We start from the raw sequence: 17,143 nt of genomic DNA, 5'->3' as shown, positions 1-17,143 counted from the left end.
AATTGGTGAAGAGACCTCAGAGCAACTGGAAATTGTTCCTGCTCAGGTATATGTTGTAGAACATGTTCAGGTTAAATATGCCTGTCGTGCTTGTGAGGAAGGCGTTAAAACTGCTCCTAAGCCTGCACAGCCCATTCCTAGAAGTTTTGCATCACCCAGCCTGCTGGCCTATATCATTGTTTCTAAATTCCTAGACAGCTTGCCTCTCTATCGACAGGAAGCGATATTTAAACGCTATAAGATAACACTTTCCAGAGCCAGTATGTCCAACTGGGTGCTTAAATCAGCTGAATTACTCAAACCCTTTTATAATCGGTTGTTGTATTATCTCATTAGGCAGAAAATCATCCAGGCCGATGAAACAACGATGCGAGTGATCCATGATGGACGTGAGAATTGCCCTAAATCTTATATGTGGCTCTATCAAAGTGGCGGCTATCATTCCAAGTGTCCCATTGTTTTGTATGAGTATCAGCCTACTCGTGCAGGCCAACATGCCAAAACCTTTTTAACGGGGTTTTCAGGTTACCTGCAAACGGATGGCTTTCCCGGTTATCATATATTCGAAAATGAGAACAGTGAAGTCACTTTATTAGGCTGCATGGCACATGCTCGTCGCAAGTTCCATGATGCCTTAAAAGCATTACCCAAGAACAGTCAGAAAAAGCCTGGCATGGTACAAATGGCGATCAGTAAAATTGCTAAATTGTATGCGATTGAAAAACAAATCAAACCGCTCAATGCTGAACAACGTTACCTGATCCGTCAGGAAAAAAAAGCAAACCACTACTGGATGACTTTAAAAAGTGGTGTGATGATAAAGTGACTAAAACAACAAAAGACAGTAAGTTGGGTGTCGCTATTCGTTATGTGATCAATCAATGGAAGTATCTGACTGTCTATCTTGAAGAGGGCAACCTCCAGATTGATAATAATATGGCAGAGTAATGTGGCTATACTTAACCGGACACACAACTTAAAATAACTAAAAGATAAAAAGTGTGACCTAAAATGAATGATCAAACAAAAAAACCGAATAAAAGCTATACATCAGAATTTAAAGAATCAGCTGTCAAATTAGCTAATGAGACGGATCAACCCGTTTCTCAGACTGCCAGGGAGCTAGGTGTTAATGTAAATACTCTACATACCTGGATCAGTAAATATTCCAAACCGGTGAAGACGGTAGCCAATAGAAGTGATGAACACACATTATGATGAAGTAAAACGTCTGAAAAAAGAATTGGCAAAAGTGATTCAGGAGCGTGATTTATTAAAAAGGCCACAGCGTACTTTGCAAGGGAAACTTTGTGAAGTACGCATGGATAACTGATCAGGCTAAAGATTACCCGGTAACGATTCTGTGCCGTTTTATGGATGTTTCCCGTAGTTGCTATTATGATTGGGTTAGCTCTCCTAAAACGGATAGAGAGAAAGAAAATGAAGCGCTTACTGAGCAGCTAAAAAACTGTTTGAAGACAGTCGCAAGACTTATGGAACCCGTCGTCTTAAAAGAAAACTGGCTGAAAAAGGCGTTCATATAAGCCGCCGGAGAATTGGTCGATTAATGAAAAAAGCCGGTTTGTTTTGTAAAACGAAGAGACGCTTTAAAGCGACGACTAATTCCAAGCATAATAAGCGTATATCTCCAAATTTACTGGAAAGAGAGTTTACTGTCTCTCAACCTGATCGCTACTATGTGGGTGATATTACCTATATTGCCACCAAGGAAGGCTGGTTATATTTAGCGGTTGTCATTGACTTATTCTCTAGGCAAATTGTTGGCTGGTCGATGGATGAGCGAATGAAAGCCAAGCTAGTCAATGATGCTTTACTGATGGCCATATGGAAGCGTAAACCAATGGATGGATTGCTTTGGCATACTGACCGAGGTAGCCAATATGCATCTGATAGTCATAGAAAAATATTGTCGGATCATAACATAATTCAGTCTATGAGCCGCAAAGGAAATTGCTGGGACAATGCTGTATCAGAGAGCTTCTTTCATAGTTTGAAAACTGAATTGACGCACCATTGTCGATTCAAAACCAGAGTAGAAGCAAAGCAGGCAATATTTGAATATATTGAGGTATTTTATAATCGGGAGCGACTTCATTCGGCTAATGATTATTTGTCACCAGTCGATTATGAAATACAGCAGGAAATAGCTTAAATCGATTGATTGAAGAGGGGTAAAAGGCGACATAAATGCCGCCCATTACCGTTGACGGCCATCGGCTCCTCAGCCTGTGCCGTGAAGATATTGTAACAGGATCATTACCGTTGTGAAAATACCTTGGGTGAATGGAACGGCTCTATCGTTCCAGAGGGCAAAGCCCTTTCTCTTCATCTGTTTAAAGTTAACATGAGAAACTAAAATGATAGGAAATACAAAATGACAAAAATCACTTGAAACAGCCAAAAAAATATTTAGAAAACTGTCCGGAAAAGTGTTGACACATCAGAGCGGCGGATCAAACCCTTTGTGATTGGGCGCAAAAACTGGGTCATGAACCAAAATCCTCGTGGTGCTGAGGCCAGTGCTATTTTATATTCAATCGTGCAAACAGCGAAAGCAAACAACCTAGAGCCCTTTGCCTTTTTAACACACATTCTGACTGAGTTACCTAAGCTGGGCAGGCATTATGATGATGAGGCTTTAGAGCAATTGTTGCCATGGAATTTGACTGAAAAAATTCAGCCTTTAAATAAAGTGGAATGATACGTCAACGTGGGAAGTTTTGACGTATACAACATAACAGTAAACACTCCTATCGGACTATCCGATTATTATGGCCTTATTATGTCGATATTAGGTGATACAAGTCCTCGTAAAACATCATCAAATAAACAATTTGTTTTTCTATATACTGGAAACATTAATCGCCCATCAAGCATTGGTATGGTTGAAAAACAACATAATTTTACAGTATTAAATATGGAGACACTCGATGTTTATTTTAGCGATTTAAATAAAACTTTATATTATAAAAACATCACAGCCCTTCCACTAAAAGACAGAACAGAGAAACTTATTAAGGAGTGGGAAAAACAACGTTGGATAAATCATTTATCAAAAACAATAAAATAAGGGTCTACTTTCTCGCTCTATTTATTTTACACCTTGTATGCAAAAACAATAGCAGTTAAAGTTATCAACCAGAACATTATAAAAAAACTATGACCAACAATAAAAATATCCATTTATCACACTACAATTAACTATGCTTAATTATCATCCGCCAATTAATTTACCTCGAGAAACAGTACCACAACTGATCATTGTGATCGATACTGAAGAAGAATTTGACTGGTCTTCCCCCCCTGACAAACATGCTAACTCTGTCACCGCGATGGAAAAAATTCATCTTGTTCAAGATATCTTTGATGAATATCAGATAAAACCCTGCTATGTCATCGATTATCCTATCGCTAGCCAAGCTGCTGGCTATGAACCATTACTTGACATCTATCAAAAAGACAATTGTGAAATTGGTGCGCACCTTCACCCCTGGGTCAATCCACCCTTTGAAGAAGCCCTCACGATCAGCAATATGTACCCGGGCAATCTAAGTCGAGCACTTGAGTTTGCAAAGCTTAAAAATCTCAAAGAACAAATTCAGGCCGTCTTTGACTTTTCACCCACCATTTACAAGGCGGGTCGGTATGGGGTCAAAGAGAATACGACTGCAATAATGGCCGAACTGGGCTTTGATATTGATCTATCCATTTGCACATCCTACGACTATCATGCTGACGGTGGCCCTGATTTCAGTGATGCATCGTCCGATCCCTTTTGGTTTGGCCCTGACAATCAAATGCTCGAAATCCCTTTAAGTGGTGCCTTTGTTGGCTCTGCTGGCTCACTCTCGAAAAACCTCTACAATCTAGCCGGTCATTTAAACGTCATCAAGGCACGTGGCATTTTATCCCGTTTGAACATTGTCGATCGATTAATGCTCTCACCTGAAGGCTATAGTACAGACGAACATATAAAATTAACAAAATTCCTTTATAATAAGGGTGTAAGAACCTTCACTTGGAATTTTCATAGCCCCAGTGTGGTTCCGGGCATGACAGATTACACAAAGAATCAAAAAGAACTCAACGCATTCTTAGATTCTTTTCGCTACTTTTTTGACTTTTTCTTTAAAGAATTAAATGGCAGCGCTTCCACACCCACACAACTTAAACAAATGCTTGAACAAAAAACGGAGACCTTGTAAATGAAAGTGTTAGGAATATCCCCTCTAGATAAAGATACCAATGTTTCTATCGTTGAAGATGGGGTAATTTTATTTGCTGCCGGTGAAGAACGTTTTACGCGGAGCAAACAACAAGACGGCTTCCCTCTCCACGCCATTGAAAAAGCCCTAGAATATACCAACACCAAAATTGAAGACATTGACATGGTCGTCTATCCCTTTATGGAAGATCACCAGGAGGCCAAGCTCATCGAGAAAAACCTTGATGATGAAAAAGCCTTTTTAAAACAATTCAAAAGCAGCAACTTAAAAAAAATGCTCGCCGAGGCGGAGAAAAAAATTCCTAAGCGCCATGAACATATCCATGGTTTAAACCTACCCAACGAAAAAGTTGAAAAGGGCTTTCTTTACAATACTTTTTATAATTTAGCTGGTAGTCAATCGGCCATCTCCAATAAGGCCGCAATAAAAGGCTCTCAAGCCTGGGCTGACACCGCCGTTGCCTCCTTTAAAAAATGGCAAAATGAACTTGAAGATGGCTTAGAACAACTAGGCTTAAAAGATAAATTAAAACGCATGGATCACCACTTATCCCATGCAGCTAATAGTTTTTACACCAGTGGTTTTGACGAAGCCTTATGTATCACGCTGGATGGCTATGGTACTGGCTTGGCTGGTTCTGTCAGCGAAGCCAAAAATGGCAAAATCAAACGCTTACATGGCGTCAAATACCCTAACTCACTGGGCACACTTTATGAACACGTCACTTCTAGCTTGGGTTATAAGCCTGGACGGCACGAAGGAAAAATCGTTGGCCTTGCATCTTATGGCGATCCAGAAATCCTCAGCAACATATTACTCAGTCGTATCGACCAAGATTCTGGTGACTTTAACATCTACGAATCCAATAATATCTATTTCTCACGCTATCTTGCCTCACATTTCCCTAAAATTGATGTCGCCGCCGCTTACCAGGATGTGCTAGAAAAAGTAGCCGTTAAATTCGTCAAATATTGGGTCGAAAAAACCGGCATCAATAAAGTCGTCTTATCCGGCGGCGTTACAGCAAATGTGAAACTAAACCAACGTATTTTTGAAATAGACGCAGTAAAAGAAATTTTTGTCTACCCTAATATGGGTGATGGCGGTTGTGGCACCGGTGCGGCCTTGTATCATTCACATACTCAAGAAACCAAGCCCTCAATTAGCAATGCCTATTTTGGCCCTGACTTCTCTGATGATGAGATTAAAAAAGAGCTTGCTAATGAGAATCTGAGCTTCACACAACCGGAAAACTATGCCGCTGAAGTTGCCAAACTCATTCACAATGGCAAAGTAGTGGCTCGCTTTGATGGCCGCATGGAATATGGTCCTAGAGCATTAGGCAATCGTTCCATCATGTACCATGCCCGTGAGCCAGAAGTCAATCAATGGCTCAACAAACGCCTAGGGCGAACAGAATTTATGCCCTTTGCTCCCGTGACACTCTATGAAGCCAGAGAGAAATACTTCATCAATATCAAAGGCGCCGAACACGCTGCCGAATTTATGACCATCACCTTTGATTGCACCGACGAAATGAAGCGTGACTGCCCGGCTGCTGTGCATGTTGACGGCACCGCAAGACCACAACTGATACGCCGTGAGGTTAATCCAGGTTATTACGATATTCTCAAAGAATACGAAAAACTCAGTGGCATTTCCAGCTTGATTAACACCAGCTTTAATATGCATGAAGAACCCATTGTTTGCACGCCATTTGATGCCATTCGAGCATTTCTGCAAGGTAACTTAGATTATTTGGCCATTGGTTCGTTTTTAGTTAAACACCCCAGCAACCTCTAAACAAGATTTATCAAAATAAAAAGCATGTAATCAGGAATCAATTAGTATGATGTGTCAACACTTTTCCGGACAGTTTTCTAAATATTTTTTTGGCTGTTTCAAGTGATTTTTGTCATTTTGTATTTCCTATCATTTTAGTTTCTCATGTTAACTTTAAACAGATGAAGAAAGGGCTTTGCCCTCTGGAACGATAGAGCCGTTCCATTCACCCAAGGTATTTTCACAACGGTAATGATCCTGTTACAATATCTTCACGGCACAGGCTGAGGAGCCGATGGCCGTCAACGGTAATGGGCGGCATTTATGTCGCCTTTTACCCCTCTTCAATCAATCGATTTAAGCTATTTCCTGCTGTATTTCATAATCGACTGGTGACAAATAATCATTAGCCGAATGAAGTCGCTCCCGATTATAAAATACCTCAATATATTCAAATATTGCCTGCTTTGCTTCTACTCTGGTTTTGAATCGACAATGGTGCGTCAATTCAGTTTTCAAACTATGAAAGAAGCTCTCTGATACAGCATTGTCCCAGCAATTTCCTTTGCGGCTCATAGACTGAATTATGTTATGATCCGACAATATTTTTCTATGACTATCAGAGGCATATTGGCTACCTCGGTCAGTATGCCAAAGCAATCCAGCAATCCAATCATTCCATTGGTTTACGCTTCCATATGGCCATCAGTAAAGCATCATTGACTAGCTTGGCTTTCATTCGCTCATCCATCGACCAGCCAACAATTTGCCTAGAGAATAAGTCAATGACAACCGCTAAATATAACCAGCCTTCCTTGGTGGCAATATAGGTAATATCACCCACATAGTAGCGATCAGGTTGAGAGACAGTAAACTCTCTTTCCAGTAAATTTGGAGATATACGCTTATTATGCTTGGAATTAGTCGTCGCTTTAAAGCGTCTCTTCGTTTTACAAAACAAACCGGCTTTTTCATTAATCGACCAATTCTCCGGCGGCTTATATGAACGCCTTTTTCAGCCAGTTTTCTTTTTAAGACGACGGGTTCCATAAGTCTTGCGACTGTCTTCAAACAGTTTTTTAGCTGCTCAGTAAGCGCTTCATTTTCTTTCTCTCTATCCGTTTTAGGAGAGCTAACCCAATCATAATAGCAACTACGGGAAACATCCATAAAACGGCACAGAATCGTTACCGGGTAATCTTTAGCCTGATCAGTTATCCATGCGTACTTCACAAAGTTTCCCTTGCAAAGTACGCTGTGGCCTTTTTAATAAATCACGCTCCTGAATCACTTTTGCCAATTCTTTTTCAGACGTTTTACTTCATCATAAATGTGTTCATCACTTCTATTGGCTACCGTCTTCACCGGTTTGGAATATTTACTGATCCAGGTATGTAGAGTATTTACATTAACACCTAGCTCCCTGGCAGTCTGAGAAACGGGTTGATCCGTCTCATTAGCTAATTTGACAGCTGATTCTTTAAATTCTGATGTATAGCTTTTATTCGGTTTTTTTGTTTGATCATTCATTTTAGGTCACACTTTTTATCTTTTAGTTATTTTAAGTTGTTGTGTCCGGTTAAGTATAGCCACATTAGATCATAGTTTAAATTCATTTGAAATACGTAGCCCGTTTCATTGTCAGCACTACCGATTGCTGAAAGTTTAATATTTCGTTTATCTTCTCGTCTTGTCCAATTAACAATATATTCCTGTCTATCCACGCTAACATAAAGTCGCTTTATATTGCTTTTAATTAACCTCTGTTCTCTTTCTGATACAAAGGTCATGCACTGTTTATGCAGAAAATCAATTTTTGCATAACAGTCGCCATACCAACATCAGCAACTTCACAGATTCGCCTTAAAGGGGATTTATTCATTAGAAGTTTGAAAATAAGATTGTTTTTATGAGGCTGTTTTTGACCAGTTGTAGATTGTTTAACTGAAAATGTTTTCTTACAAGACTTGCATCGATAACGACTAGAACCTGATTTTGTTTTCCCAAAAGACTGGTAAAATTCTTTTCCTAACTTAATACTAATGAGATTATTTTTACATGAATTATCAGGGCATGACACCTCTGGAGTTTCTTTTAAATATTCTTCAATTCGCTGTAATTCATCCCAAATTCCTTGATTGCTCTTAACTGGGAATAACTCATTACAAGACTTGCAAATCAGTTTAGTAACTGGCTTTCGACTACCACTTGATAATTTGTAGCAGTCTTTTTGTGATTTATGGAGTTTAACTTGGCTTTCTGTGCTGGCAGGAACACCATAATTTTGGCACAATGGATTTTTGCAAAAATTAACCTGAATATCGTTAATTTCAACTGGAATTCTTGGTTGTTTTATATCAGAAGATATTTTATCCATTTAGATATCCCCTTAAATGTTGATTTTACAAGAATAATAGCTTAATTTATCGCATTTATCAACACCTTTATTTATCGGCTTGCAGCAAACACTGGGGTGGCGCCTGCAGTGACAATTGAGGAAACAGAAGCCAAGAAAGTACGAGAGGTGACAATGACCTCATCACCCGCACCAATATCAAGTGCTTTGAGTGCTAAGTCGAGTGTAACCGTACCATTTGAAACGGCAATTGCGTAATCAGTATCAGCAAAAATAGCAAATTCTTTTTCAAATTCACGCCCCTCTTGCCCAGTCCAATAATTAACTTTATTTGATAATAATACCGCTGAAACAGTATCAGCTTCTTCTTGCGTAAAAGCAGGCCAGCTTGAGAACGATTGATTATGTTGCATTACTATTTTTTATGTCCAAGTTCTCATGAAATTAGGCTGCTCTTACTTATTTGGCCAGTATGAGTGTATATTTGCATATCATCTAATTCAAACACGACCCAAACTTCCGACGCCCCTTTAGCCAGATAAAGTTCTACTTTATTCTCAATTTCAGCCTTTGAATTTGATGGTGACATTATCTCAATGCATAGCTCGGGTGCTTTTGGATAAGGGGTAATAAAATCATATTTCTGAATAAAACTGTCCGATAACCAAGCAACATCGGCCACTTTTACTCCATCTGAAGTCATAATTGAGCATTCCGTAATGACCTCACCATTGGGTCGTTGATTTAACAGCAATGCCGCAAGGCGACTCTGTATACGTCCATGGTTATTAGATGCCGGACTCATTAACAAATTACCAAACTTATTCAATTCAATCTTGAAAGGGAGATTTTTTAACAATGGATTTTCTAATACTTCGACCCATTCCATAACAGTCACTCCTTAAATTTATTAGCAAATATCTATCAATTATAACCTAACATTTCCTTTTTTAAGCAATCATGTTGCTAAAAAGAGCTGAAACCTTAATTTTGAGTCCGCGTTATATAAAACAGGCCAATTCAATAACCAGCATCAGCAAAAGCGGCAAATTCTTTTTCAAATTCACGACCTTCCTCTTCCTGACCAGTCCAGTAATTGACCTTATTTGAGAGTAAAACAGAAGTCACCGCATCGGCCTCTTCCTGTGTGAATGCTGGCCAAGTTGAGAAGGGCGTATTTTGCATTGTAGTCTTTATAATTTAGCCACTTATAGAATAATATTAATATCAATAGATAACGCGTCAATTTTTATTGAGTGACTTTTTCAATATTGGCATAACGATTATTAGCTGGCTCAGAATATTTCAAAATCAATTTCTTTTTCAAATCCACAACAAAATAGAGAGCTATAGAGGCACTGGCATAAAGTTCTAGTTTTTCATTCAGATCATAACTCAGGGTACTATCAGATACCTCAATAACAGCCAAAGCATCCTGTGCAAGTGGATGTGCTTCTCTATAGCCATTTTCACAAAACTTAAATATTGCAATATCCGGTTGTGGTGCATTTTCAGAAAAAATTTGCAGTGGTTGCTCCCGGCGGCACTATATCAAATATAACTCCATGTATTAATTCAGTTTTATTTCTCAGCTCACCAATACTGAAATACTCAGAGACAGTCAGTTTATGTTGTTGAAGAACCTGCATATTCATAATCGATACCCAACCAAATTATAATTACCGAAAAAAGACAATAATTAGCACTCTTGAATAATTTTAGCAAATGAAACAACACTCCAATCTTCAATAATTAAGTAATTTAAAATAATAGAGTAAGACATATTACCTGAATTCAAGTCACTTATTATCTATGATGCAACATTAAAGTGACTTTATCTTAATAATGTAGCAGGAACGCTCACCATAGTGCAATTTTCTTCAATACTATTTAGGGGTATCCTATTGATTTATTAATTTTGGGGCACCCTATATTTTAGTCCATAAAAATAGATTGAGCAGTTATCATTTTTTTCGTCCCTGCATGGTAACGAATAATTAAGAATTTTCCGGTATAAATAATTCAGCTTCGCCTGTTATGACAGCCTTATTTTTTACTTTGCAGGTTGTACTAAAAAATACACGTCTCTTATCCTGAACTATTGATGTCACAGTTACTGTTGCTGTAACAGTATCGCCGATATAAACAGGTTTCTTAAACTTTAAATTCTGAGAAACGTAAACACAGCCTGGACCTGGAATTTTTGTACCAAACAAAGCGGAGAAAAAAGATGCAGACATTAAACCATGAGCTATTCTTTGACCAAAACGAGAGTTTTCAGCAAATTCATCACTCATATGAACAGGATTATGATCACCAGAAATCCCTGCAAAAGATTTAATATCCGCATCGGTGATAGTTTGAGAATAATTCGCTGACATACCAATTGAAATATCATTAAAATTCACCCCATGTAAAAATGAACTCATCCTCTCAGTTTCCTTATATTTTGCCTATTAAGTTCAACTGCTGGATTACCAAAAACAGTCATACCATCTGGTATATTTTTTGTTACAAACGCCCCTGCTGAAATCGTTACATTGTTACCAATATGCAATGGTTTACCCGGACGACCTTGCTTAATAATGACACCTGTACCTACATATGAATTATCACCAATATGAACATTACCATTACATTTTACACTCGGAGCAAAAGTAACAAAATCACCAATTACACAATCATGTGCAACATAGCTATAAAGATTAGCATGAAATGATTTTCCTATTTTAATATTTGATGTTAAAGATACAAATGGTGCTAATATACTATTTTCTCCAATATCTACATTATCCATACAAATACTATTCTGGGAAAATACTGACCAATGATGAACGCCATTCCTTTCAAGGTTATCATAAATATCACGCCTTATTTTACTATTTGCTATTGAAATACATACATTTTTAGTTTCTAACTTTATATTCATAAACTGTTGGAAATTTAGAACATCCATATCATTAACACAAGCCTGTTCAGGATTATCATCAATAAATACAATCCTATCGTCCTTATTCATCATAATACGTGCCATCGGCATTACTTCCCTACCAAAACCACTAACACCATAAACGCCAAATAACTGCCCCATCCTAACCTACCTTATTTCCTGAAAACTTTACCATTGTTGCTTCACCATCAGCGGCAATCCCATCCCGAACCAATACTTTTTTTACCGTCAAAAATAATATTTTAATATCCAGCCAAAAGGATTGATTATCCACATACCAAACATCCATAGCAAATTTTTCATCCCATGACACCGCATTACGGCCATTTATTTGTGCCCATCCCGTAATGCCAGGGCGTACTTCATGCCGCCTGGCTTGCTGCTGACTATAAAGGGGCAGGTATTCAACCAATAATGGTCTAGGACCCACCAAACTCATATCCCCTTTTAGTACATTCCATAATTCAGGCAGCTCATCCAGACTGGTTGAGCGTAACCAAACACCAAAAGGCGTTAAACGCCGTTCATCCGCTAAGACCTGACCATTTTCATCACGGGCATCCAACATTGAGCGAAACTTGATCATCTCAAAAATTTCACCCTTCAAGCCAGGGCGTTTCTGCCGGAATAAAACCGGTTGGCCTAAGTTTTTGGCGATTTTACGATGCACCCACCAAAAAACAGGTGATAATAGCATTATCGCAAAAGCAGCAAGCAGCACATCAACACTACGTTTTAACACAATTAAAACCTACTTTTTATAAGACCATTCATCTAAATACTCACTATCCTCTATAGATAACATCACTATTTACCAATAGTCCACCATAACCCACTTCATACGCCCAATATAGCCATAATCTGAGCATTCACCTGAGTAACATCAAACTTTTTTTCAGCCATTTCACGACTACACTCACCCATTTTCGCCCAATGATCTCGATGCTCTATAAACCATATCATTCTTTCAGCCAGTGCTGTGGCATCAGCACTGGGCACCAGAAAGCCATTTTTACCCGGAACAACCGTCTCACGGCAACCTGGCACATCTGTTGTCAATATTGGTCGTCCAATAGCCATCGACTCTAACACCGTCCGAGGCATACCTTCATGATAGGATGGTAGCACATAAATATGGCACTTTTTTATATAAGGGCGTACATCCGAAGCAGAACCAAGATATTCTACCACGCCTTGATTATGCCATGCTTCTACTTCAGTAATTGCTAAGCCATCGGGTGAGGGGTCAACAGGCCCCAAAAGCTGAAAAATCGTATCAGGATACACTTTTTTCACTAATTGAGCAGCTTCTGCATATTCCCTAAAACCTTTCTCCCCCAATAAACGTCCAATAGTCAAAAATGTGGTTCTCTGCTCATTAAAAACAGGGGTATATGAAAAATCAACCACATCAACTCCTGAACCATTCACTAAAACACACTTGTCTTGAGGAACAATACCTCTTTTAACAAACTCACGCAGGTTATCAGGATTCTGGAAGATCACCTTGCGAGCATTAGTGAGTGAGAACTTGTATAATCTCGCAACCAAGCTTGAGAGCAATCCTCTGACAAATCCCTTTCCATTAAAAGCAAAACCGAGACCTGTTATTAATGCAAAAAATCGAGTATTGGGGAGCACCCTGCTGGCAATCCCACCCCAAATAACAGGTTTAATAGTATAAGCTAAAATTATATCTGCATGAAATTGTAAAAAAAACTGCCGTAAAAACGTGACTGTTTTATAGTCAACCAATGGGTTCATGCCATTTCGTTGGATTGGATACTCTTTAAACTCAACATTCATTGTCTTTAATGCTGCAATCACAGTCGATGGCGAAGTTGCAGCCATTGCAACCACCTCGCAATTTTTAGAGACAAAAGCTTTAATTAAATGCCCCCTAAAATTTATTAATGATTCGGCTAAAGCTCCTATGATAATTAATCGCATGGTGCCGACTTTCTCCTGGGATGAACTCATGTATCAACAACCTCCCAATGACCACCTTTATCTGGCCCGACGCGCTTTAAACGCCCCTCTTTTTTTAAAATCCGGATATGTTCTTTTATTGTACCACTCGCCTTTTGAAGAATATTCATCAATTCTTGTTTTGTCAGCCGAGGATTCTCCTTCAAGAGCAAAACAATACGTTCTCTTGTAGTTTCGGGGGCGGTTTCGGGGGCGGCGACTCCTTTATGTTGCTCTTTATTTCCCATGCAAACCCGAAAAACACCCGTTTCACTGCTCAGCCAAAGCATCATGTCTGGATAATTTTCCTTAAATTGCTCCCTTATCCGTATAAATCCGGTGCCCTGTTTTTCTACTTCACCCGTCAGATAGAAAGCTTCAGCCAATAGTTTATTTCTGTGTGACGCTCGATAAAAATCAGTATAAAGCGCCTCAAGTGATTTGATAAGTTCACTGTTCATAACGACTTAGAGCCTAAACCCAATTTAGCCGGCAACCAAAGAGTAGACAAAAAAGCAATTTTTTTCATTTTCGGGTCTCTTCCAACCATGCCTGAAACATCAACACATCCCATGATACCACTTTGTGACAAATAGCCATTATAAATCATTGATATTAGATACTTCAAAACTATTTTTCAGATACATTTAAACAATCATCTTAATATCCTAAACAGCTTGTTAACAAAAAAAAGAACATCTTTTTGTCTTAATACATAGAGAGAAGCTATATAAATAAAGACTGATGCAATAAAAGTTGTAACAATATCCAAATAAGCATACCCCGTATATTTAAAATCATGAAGAAACAATAAACACAAAATCATTACAACAGAAGAAAGCGTGATTTTTATAAGAAAAGAATATATTTTTCTATAAAAACGCGATCCTAATACTTTGTTTAGAAGAAAAAATTGTATCACAACATGAACCATCACAGAATGATGTGTCAATCGACTGGTGACAAATAATCATTAGCCGAATGAAGTCGCTCCCGATTATAAAATACCTCAATATATTCAAATATTGCCTGCTTTGCTTCTACTCTGGTTTTGAATCGACAATGGTGCGTCAATTCAGTTTTCAAACTATGAAAGAAGCTCTCTGATACAGCATTGTCCCAGCAATTTCCTTTGCGGCTCATAGACTGAATTATGTTATGATCCGACAATATTTTTCTATGACTATCAGAGGCATATTGGCTACCTCGGTCAGTATGCCAAAGCAATCCATCCATTGGTTTACGCTTCCATATGGCCATCAGTAAAGCATCATTGACTAGCTTGGCTTTCATTCGCTCATCCATCGACCAGCCAACAATTTGCCTAGAGAATAAGTCAATGACAACCGCTAAATATAACCAGCCTTCCTTGGTGGCAATATAGGTAATATCACCCACATAGTAGCGATCAGGTTGAGAGACAGTAAACTCTCTTTCCAGTAAATTTGGAGATATACGCTTATTATGCTTGGAATTAGTCGTCGCTTTAAAGCGTCTCTTCGTTTTACAAAACAAACCGGCTTTTTCATTAATCGACCAATTCTCCGGCGGCTTATATGAACGCCTTTTTTCAGCCAGTTTTCTTTTAAGACGACGGGTTCCATAAGTCTTGCGACTGTCTTCAAACAGTTTTTTAGCTGCTCAGTAAGCGCTTCATTTTCTTTCTCTCTATCCGTTTTAGGAGAGCTAACCCAATCATAATAGCAACTACGGGAAACATCCATAAAACGGCACAGAATCGTTACCGGGTAATCTTTAGCCTGATCAGTTATCCATGCGTACTTCACAAAGTTTCCCTTGCAAAGTACGCTGTGGCCTTTTTAATAAATCACGCTCCTGAATCACTTTTGCCAATTCTTTTTCAGACGTTTTACTTCATCATAAATGTGTTCATCACTTCTATTGGCTACCGTCTTCACCGGTTTGGAATATTTACTGATCCAGGTATGTAGAGTATTTACATTAACACCTAGCTCCCTGGCAGTCTGAGAAACAGGTTGATCCGTCTCATTAGCTAATTTGACAGCTGATTCTTTAAATTCTGATGTATAGCTTTTATTCGGTTTTTTTTGTTTGATCATTCATTTTAGGTCACACTTTTTATCTTTTAGTTATTTTAAGTTGTGTGTCCGGTTAAGTATAACCACATTATATCTTATTATATGCAGGTAAAAAAACTAGGGGTATCGTAGAATAAAATGCAGAGAAAACTAAAAGAGGAACGCCGTTTGCAATAAAATAAGCATCAGCCTGCCAAGAAACACCATAAAATGATGATAATACAATATCTTTTGCTAATGTAATTAGCTTACCTAATATCAGTAAAATAAACAGGCAAATACCTGTTGATAGTTTTATATTCACAACTTACTACATCTCACTAAAGTTAAATTTTCTTCCTACAAGAAACCATAATGAAATTGCAACAACAAACACTAACAAGCAAGCCTCCAGGTGAATGTAGCAATTGATTATTCGCAGGAATAAATATCAAACCAAGAGAAAACAATGCAAACATAAATATTGAAATTGGATTTGAAAAAAGGATAGATTCTTTCCATGATATTGCATACAAGTAACCCATAGGTATAGCAAGAAATAAAACACCAAAAAACCAAAATCGGAGGCAAACCAAGTAAACCATGAGTGCCATTTAGTTTCATCCCACCCATATACCTCTCCAACTCTATATGGATAACTTGTGGCCAACAATGAATCTCCACCAAGAAACCTATCAAAAACAATCATAAGCGAATATGAATTTCCAAAAAATACGTCCATTCAAAAGGTAATTGTAGTGCGAGGGAAAGTCCATACCAACCCTGTGAAATATAACCTAATGTGGCTATACTTAACCGGACACACAACTTAAAATAACTAAAAGATAAAAAGTGTGACCTAAAATGAATGATCAAACAAAAAAAACCGAATAAAAGCTATACATCAGAATTTAAAGAATCAGCTGTCAAATTAGCTAATGAGACGGATCAACCTGTTTCTCAGACTGCCAGGGAGCTAGGTGTTAATGTAAATACTCTACATACCTGGATCAGTAAATATTCCAAACCGGTGAAGACGGTAGCCAATAGAAGTGATGAACACATTTATGATGAAGTAAAACGTCTGAAAAAAAGAATTGGCAAAAGTGATTCAGGAGCGTGATTTATTAAAAAGGCCACAGCGTACTTTGCAAGGGAAACTTTGTGAAGTACGCATGGATAACTGATCAGGCTAAAGATTACCCGGTAACGATTCTGTGCCGTTTTATGGATGTTTCCCGTAGTTGCTATTATGATTGGGTTAGCTCTCCTAAAACGGATAGAGAGAAAGAAAATGAAGCGCTTACTGAGCAGCTAAAAAAAAAATGTTTGAAGACAGTCGCAAGACTTATGGAACCCGTCGTCTTAAAAAGAACTGGCTGAAATTTTATTTGAGAGATTTTCCCATGGATCTGCACCACCACCCTGATATTCACCCCGAGTTAAAATCGAGTGACATTGAGTTTGATGCCACTGAGAAAAATTTTGATCAGGTGGCGATTAAAGAGTCCAGTAAACGTCTGGTGCTGGTTGATATCAGTGCTGACTGGTGTGGCCCCTGTAAGGTGCTAATGCCTATTCTGGATGAGCTAGCCAAAGAATATGCGGGGAAGTTTTTATTAGCTAAAGTCGATGCCGATGAAAATATGCGTATTGCCGGGCGCTACAAGGTGCGAGGTTTTCCTACTGTAATTGCTTTTGTTCATGGTGAGGAAGTGGATCGTTTTCATAGTGCACAAAGAGAACCCTTTGTGCGGGATTTTATTGATAGGCATCTTTTTTAAAAGCTTTGCTATAGCGC

The 17,143-nt window shown here is 38.4% G+C and carries 20 protein-coding genes and 5 pseudogenes; 10 read left to right on the top strand and 15 right to left on the bottom strand.

The genetic code is table 11. The features are described 5' to 3' along the window. From tnpC to JEU79_RS18845, 7 genes and pseudogenes are all read left to right on the top strand, one after another. A partial coding sequence (gene tnpC, locus JEU79_RS18885; protein WP_198265354.1) for an IS66 family transposase occupies positions 1 to 826 on the top strand: 826 nt, incomplete at its 5' end. Then, positions 823 to 948, top strand: coding sequence for an IS66 family transposase (locus JEU79_RS18880; RefSeq protein ID WP_246540405.1), 126 nt, complete (start codon positions 823 to 825; stop codon positions 946 to 948). The genes tnpC and JEU79_RS18880, both read left to right, overlap by 4 nt. Positions 949 to 1,011: 63 nt before the next feature. Further along, positions 1,012 to 2,173, top strand: a pseudogene (locus tag JEU79_RS28840) (IS3 family transposase). 288 nt (positions 2,174 to 2,461) lie between these two features. Further along, positions 2,462 to 2,722 (top strand): annotated as a pseudogene (locus JEU79_RS27665) (transposase domain-containing protein); the annotation flags it as partial. 81 nt (positions 2,723 to 2,803) lie between these two features. Continuing rightward, complete coding sequence (locus tag JEU79_RS18855) at positions 2,804 to 3,091, top strand: hypothetical protein (protein ID WP_214660630.1); 288 nt, start codon at positions 2,804 to 2,806, stop codon at positions 3,089 to 3,091. A gap of 133 nt (positions 3,092 to 3,224) precedes the next feature. Then, complete coding sequence (locus JEU79_RS18850) at positions 3,225 to 4,226, top strand: polysaccharide deacetylase family protein (protein ID WP_198265350.1); 1,002 nt, start codon at positions 3,225 to 3,227, stop codon at positions 4,224 to 4,226. After that, on the top strand, positions 4,227 to 6,050 hold the full coding sequence (locus tag JEU79_RS18845) for a carbamoyltransferase family protein (RefSeq protein ID WP_198265349.1): 1,824 nt from the start codon (positions 4,227 to 4,229) through the stop codon (positions 6,048 to 6,050). Positions 6,051 to 6,386: 336 nt separating this feature from the next. On the opposite strand, the pseudogene JEU79_RS28835 reads toward JEU79_RS18845, so the two are convergent. The 15 genes and pseudogenes from JEU79_RS28835 to JEU79_RS18755 form a co-directional block, all read right to left on the bottom strand. Further along, a pseudogene (locus JEU79_RS28835) lies at positions 6,387 to 7,559 on the bottom strand (IS3 family transposase). A gap of 26 nt (positions 7,560 to 7,585) precedes the next feature. Further along, positions 7,586 to 7,819 carry a hypothetical protein gene (locus JEU79_RS18820; protein ID WP_198265345.1) on the bottom strand — a complete coding sequence of 78 codons (234 nt, stop codon included), beginning with the start codon at positions 7,817 to 7,819 and terminating at the stop codon, positions 7,586 to 7,588. Then, the gene (locus tag JEU79_RS18815; RefSeq protein ID WP_198265344.1) at positions 7,816 to 8,406 is read right to left on the bottom strand and encodes an IS1 family transposase; all 591 of its coding nucleotides are present in this window, start codon (positions 8,404 to 8,406) and stop codon (positions 7,816 to 7,818) included. The genes JEU79_RS18820 and JEU79_RS18815 overlap by 4 nt, the downstream gene beginning before the upstream one ends. Positions 8,407 to 8,489: 83 nt before the next feature. Then, positions 8,490 to 8,798 (bottom strand): annotated as a pseudogene (locus tag JEU79_RS18810) (DegT/DnrJ/EryC1/StrS family aminotransferase); the annotation flags it as partial. 23 nt (positions 8,799 to 8,821) lie between these two features. Beyond that, complete coding sequence (locus tag JEU79_RS18805; RefSeq protein ID WP_198265343.1) at positions 8,822 to 9,274, bottom strand: Uma2 family endonuclease; 453 nt, start codon at positions 9,272 to 9,274, stop codon at positions 8,822 to 8,824. A gap of 134 nt (positions 9,275 to 9,408) precedes the next feature. Continuing rightward, a pseudogene (locus JEU79_RS18800) lies at positions 9,409 to 9,570 on the bottom strand (aminotransferase); the annotation flags it as partial. Between the two features lie 64 nt (positions 9,571 to 9,634). Continuing rightward, complete coding sequence (locus JEU79_RS18795) at positions 9,635 to 9,913, bottom strand: Uma2 family endonuclease (protein WP_198266077.1); 279 nt, start codon at positions 9,911 to 9,913, stop codon at positions 9,635 to 9,637. 469 nt (positions 9,914 to 10,382) lie between these two features. Continuing rightward, positions 10,383 to 10,814 carry a MaoC family dehydratase gene (locus JEU79_RS18790; protein WP_198265342.1) on the bottom strand — a complete coding sequence of 144 codons (432 nt, stop codon included), beginning with the start codon at positions 10,812 to 10,814 and terminating at the stop codon, positions 10,383 to 10,385. Then, positions 10,811 to 11,476 (bottom strand): acetyltransferase, encoded by a 666-nt coding sequence (locus JEU79_RS18785; protein WP_198265341.1) that lies wholly within the window; start codon positions 11,474 to 11,476, stop codon positions 10,811 to 10,813. The genes JEU79_RS18790 and JEU79_RS18785 overlap by 4 nt, the downstream gene beginning before the upstream one ends. Before the next feature lies 1 nt (position 11,477). Then, complete coding sequence (locus JEU79_RS18780; RefSeq protein WP_281400976.1) at positions 11,478 to 12,077, bottom strand: sugar transferase; 600 nt, start codon at positions 12,075 to 12,077, stop codon at positions 11,478 to 11,480. A 95-nt stretch (positions 12,078 to 12,172) separates the two neighbouring features. Continuing rightward, complete coding sequence (locus JEU79_RS18775) at positions 12,173 to 13,315, bottom strand: glycosyltransferase family 4 protein (RefSeq protein WP_246540404.1); 1,143 nt, start codon at positions 13,313 to 13,315, stop codon at positions 12,173 to 12,175. Next, the gene (locus JEU79_RS18770) at positions 13,312 to 13,764 is read right to left on the bottom strand and encodes a winged helix-turn-helix transcriptional regulator (RefSeq protein WP_198265340.1); all 453 of its coding nucleotides are present in this window, start codon (positions 13,762 to 13,764) and stop codon (positions 13,312 to 13,314) included. Before JEU79_RS18770 ends, JEU79_RS18775 begins: the two co-directional genes overlap by 4 nt. A 487-nt stretch (positions 13,765 to 14,251) precedes the next feature. Next, complete coding sequence (locus tag JEU79_RS18765; RefSeq protein WP_246540620.1) at positions 14,252 to 14,881, bottom strand: IS3 family transposase; 630 nt, start codon at positions 14,879 to 14,881, stop codon at positions 14,252 to 14,254. 263 nt (positions 14,882 to 15,144) lie between these two features. Further along, complete coding sequence (locus JEU79_RS18760) at positions 15,145 to 15,384, bottom strand: transposase (RefSeq protein WP_198265339.1); 240 nt, start codon at positions 15,382 to 15,384, stop codon at positions 15,145 to 15,147. 67 nt (positions 15,385 to 15,451) lie between these two features. Next, a complete protein-coding gene (locus tag JEU79_RS18755) occupies positions 15,452 to 15,667 on the bottom strand; it encodes a hypothetical protein (RefSeq protein WP_198265338.1) in 216 nt (71 codons plus the stop codon). Positions 15,668 to 16,210: 543 nt separating this feature from the next. Here JEU79_RS18755 and JEU79_RS18750 point away from each other — a divergent pair. Genes JEU79_RS18750 through JEU79_RS18740 form a run of 3 tightly spaced genes read left to right on the top strand, consistent with a single transcriptional unit; the run spans position 16,211 to position 17,126 of the window. Further along, positions 16,211 to 16,465: a transposase gene (locus JEU79_RS18750; protein WP_198265337.1), complete on the top strand. Its 255-nt coding sequence runs from the start codon at positions 16,211 to 16,213 to the stop codon at positions 16,463 to 16,465. A gap of 41 nt (positions 16,466 to 16,506) precedes the next feature. After that, complete coding sequence (locus JEU79_RS18745; RefSeq protein WP_198265336.1) at positions 16,507 to 16,725, top strand: hypothetical protein; 219 nt, start codon at positions 16,507 to 16,509, stop codon at positions 16,723 to 16,725. Further along, positions 16,668 to 17,126, top strand: a complete 459-nt coding sequence (locus JEU79_RS18740; protein ID WP_246540403.1) for a thioredoxin family protein — start codon at positions 16,668 to 16,670, stop codon at positions 17,124 to 17,126. Before JEU79_RS18745 ends, JEU79_RS18740 begins: the two co-directional genes overlap by 58 nt. Positions 17,127 to 17,143: the final 17 nt, after the last annotated feature.

Origin of the sequence: sulfur-oxidizing endosymbiont of Gigantopelta aegis (genome assembly GCF_016097415.1) — a bacterium.
Taxonomy (GTDB): Bacteria; Pseudomonadota; Gammaproteobacteria; order GRL18; family GRL18; genus GRL18.
This window is presented reverse-complemented; position numbering and strand designations above follow the sequence as displayed.

What these genes read in the sequence shown, in the direction of transcription:
- JEU79_RS18855 (WP_214660630.1), top strand. Translation starts at nt 2,804, where the DNA reads ATGTCGATATTAGGTGATACAAGTCCTCGTAAAACATCATCAAATAAA.
- JEU79_RS18850 (WP_198265350.1), top strand. Translation starts at nt 3,225, where the DNA reads ATGCTTAATTATCATCCGCCAATTAATTTACCTCGAGAAACAGTACCA.
- JEU79_RS18845 (WP_198265349.1), top strand. Translation starts at nt 4,227, where the DNA reads ATGAAAGTGTTAGGAATATCCCCTCTAGATAAAGATACCAATGTTTCT.
- JEU79_RS18820 (WP_198265345.1), bottom strand. Translation starts at nt 7,819, where the DNA reads ATGACCTTTGTATCAGAAAGAGAACAGAGGTTAATTAAAAGCAATATA.
- JEU79_RS18815 (WP_198265344.1), bottom strand. Translation starts at nt 8,406, where the DNA reads ATGGATAAAATATCTTCTGATATAAAACAACCAAGAATTCCAGTTGAA.
- JEU79_RS18805 (WP_198265343.1), bottom strand. Translation starts at nt 9,274, where the DNA reads ATGGAATGGGTCGAAGTATTAGAAAATCCATTGTTAAAAAATCTCCCT.
- JEU79_RS18790 (WP_198265342.1), bottom strand. Translation starts at nt 10,814, where the DNA reads ATGAGTTCATTTTTACATGGGGTGAATTTTAATGATATTTCAATTGGT.
- JEU79_RS18785 (WP_198265341.1), bottom strand. Translation starts at nt 11,476, where the DNA reads ATGGGGCAGTTATTTGGCGTTTATGGTGTTAGTGGTTTTGGTAGGGAA.
- JEU79_RS18775 (WP_246540404.1), bottom strand. Translation starts at nt 13,315, where the DNA reads ATGAGTTCATCCCAGGAGAAAGTCGGCACCATGCGATTAATTATCATA.
- JEU79_RS18770 (WP_198265340.1), bottom strand. Translation starts at nt 13,764, where the DNA reads ATGAACAGTGAACTTATCAAATCACTTGAGGCGCTTTATACTGATTTT.
- JEU79_RS18760 (WP_198265339.1), bottom strand. Translation starts at nt 15,384, where the DNA reads ATGATCAAACAAAAAAAACCGAATAAAAGCTATACATCAGAATTTAAA.
- JEU79_RS18750 (WP_198265337.1), top strand. Translation starts at nt 16,211, where the DNA reads ATGATCAAACAAAAAAAACCGAATAAAAGCTATACATCAGAATTTAAA.
- JEU79_RS18740 (WP_246540403.1), top strand. Translation starts at nt 16,668, where the DNA reads ATGTTTGAAGACAGTCGCAAGACTTATGGAACCCGTCGTCTTAAAAAG.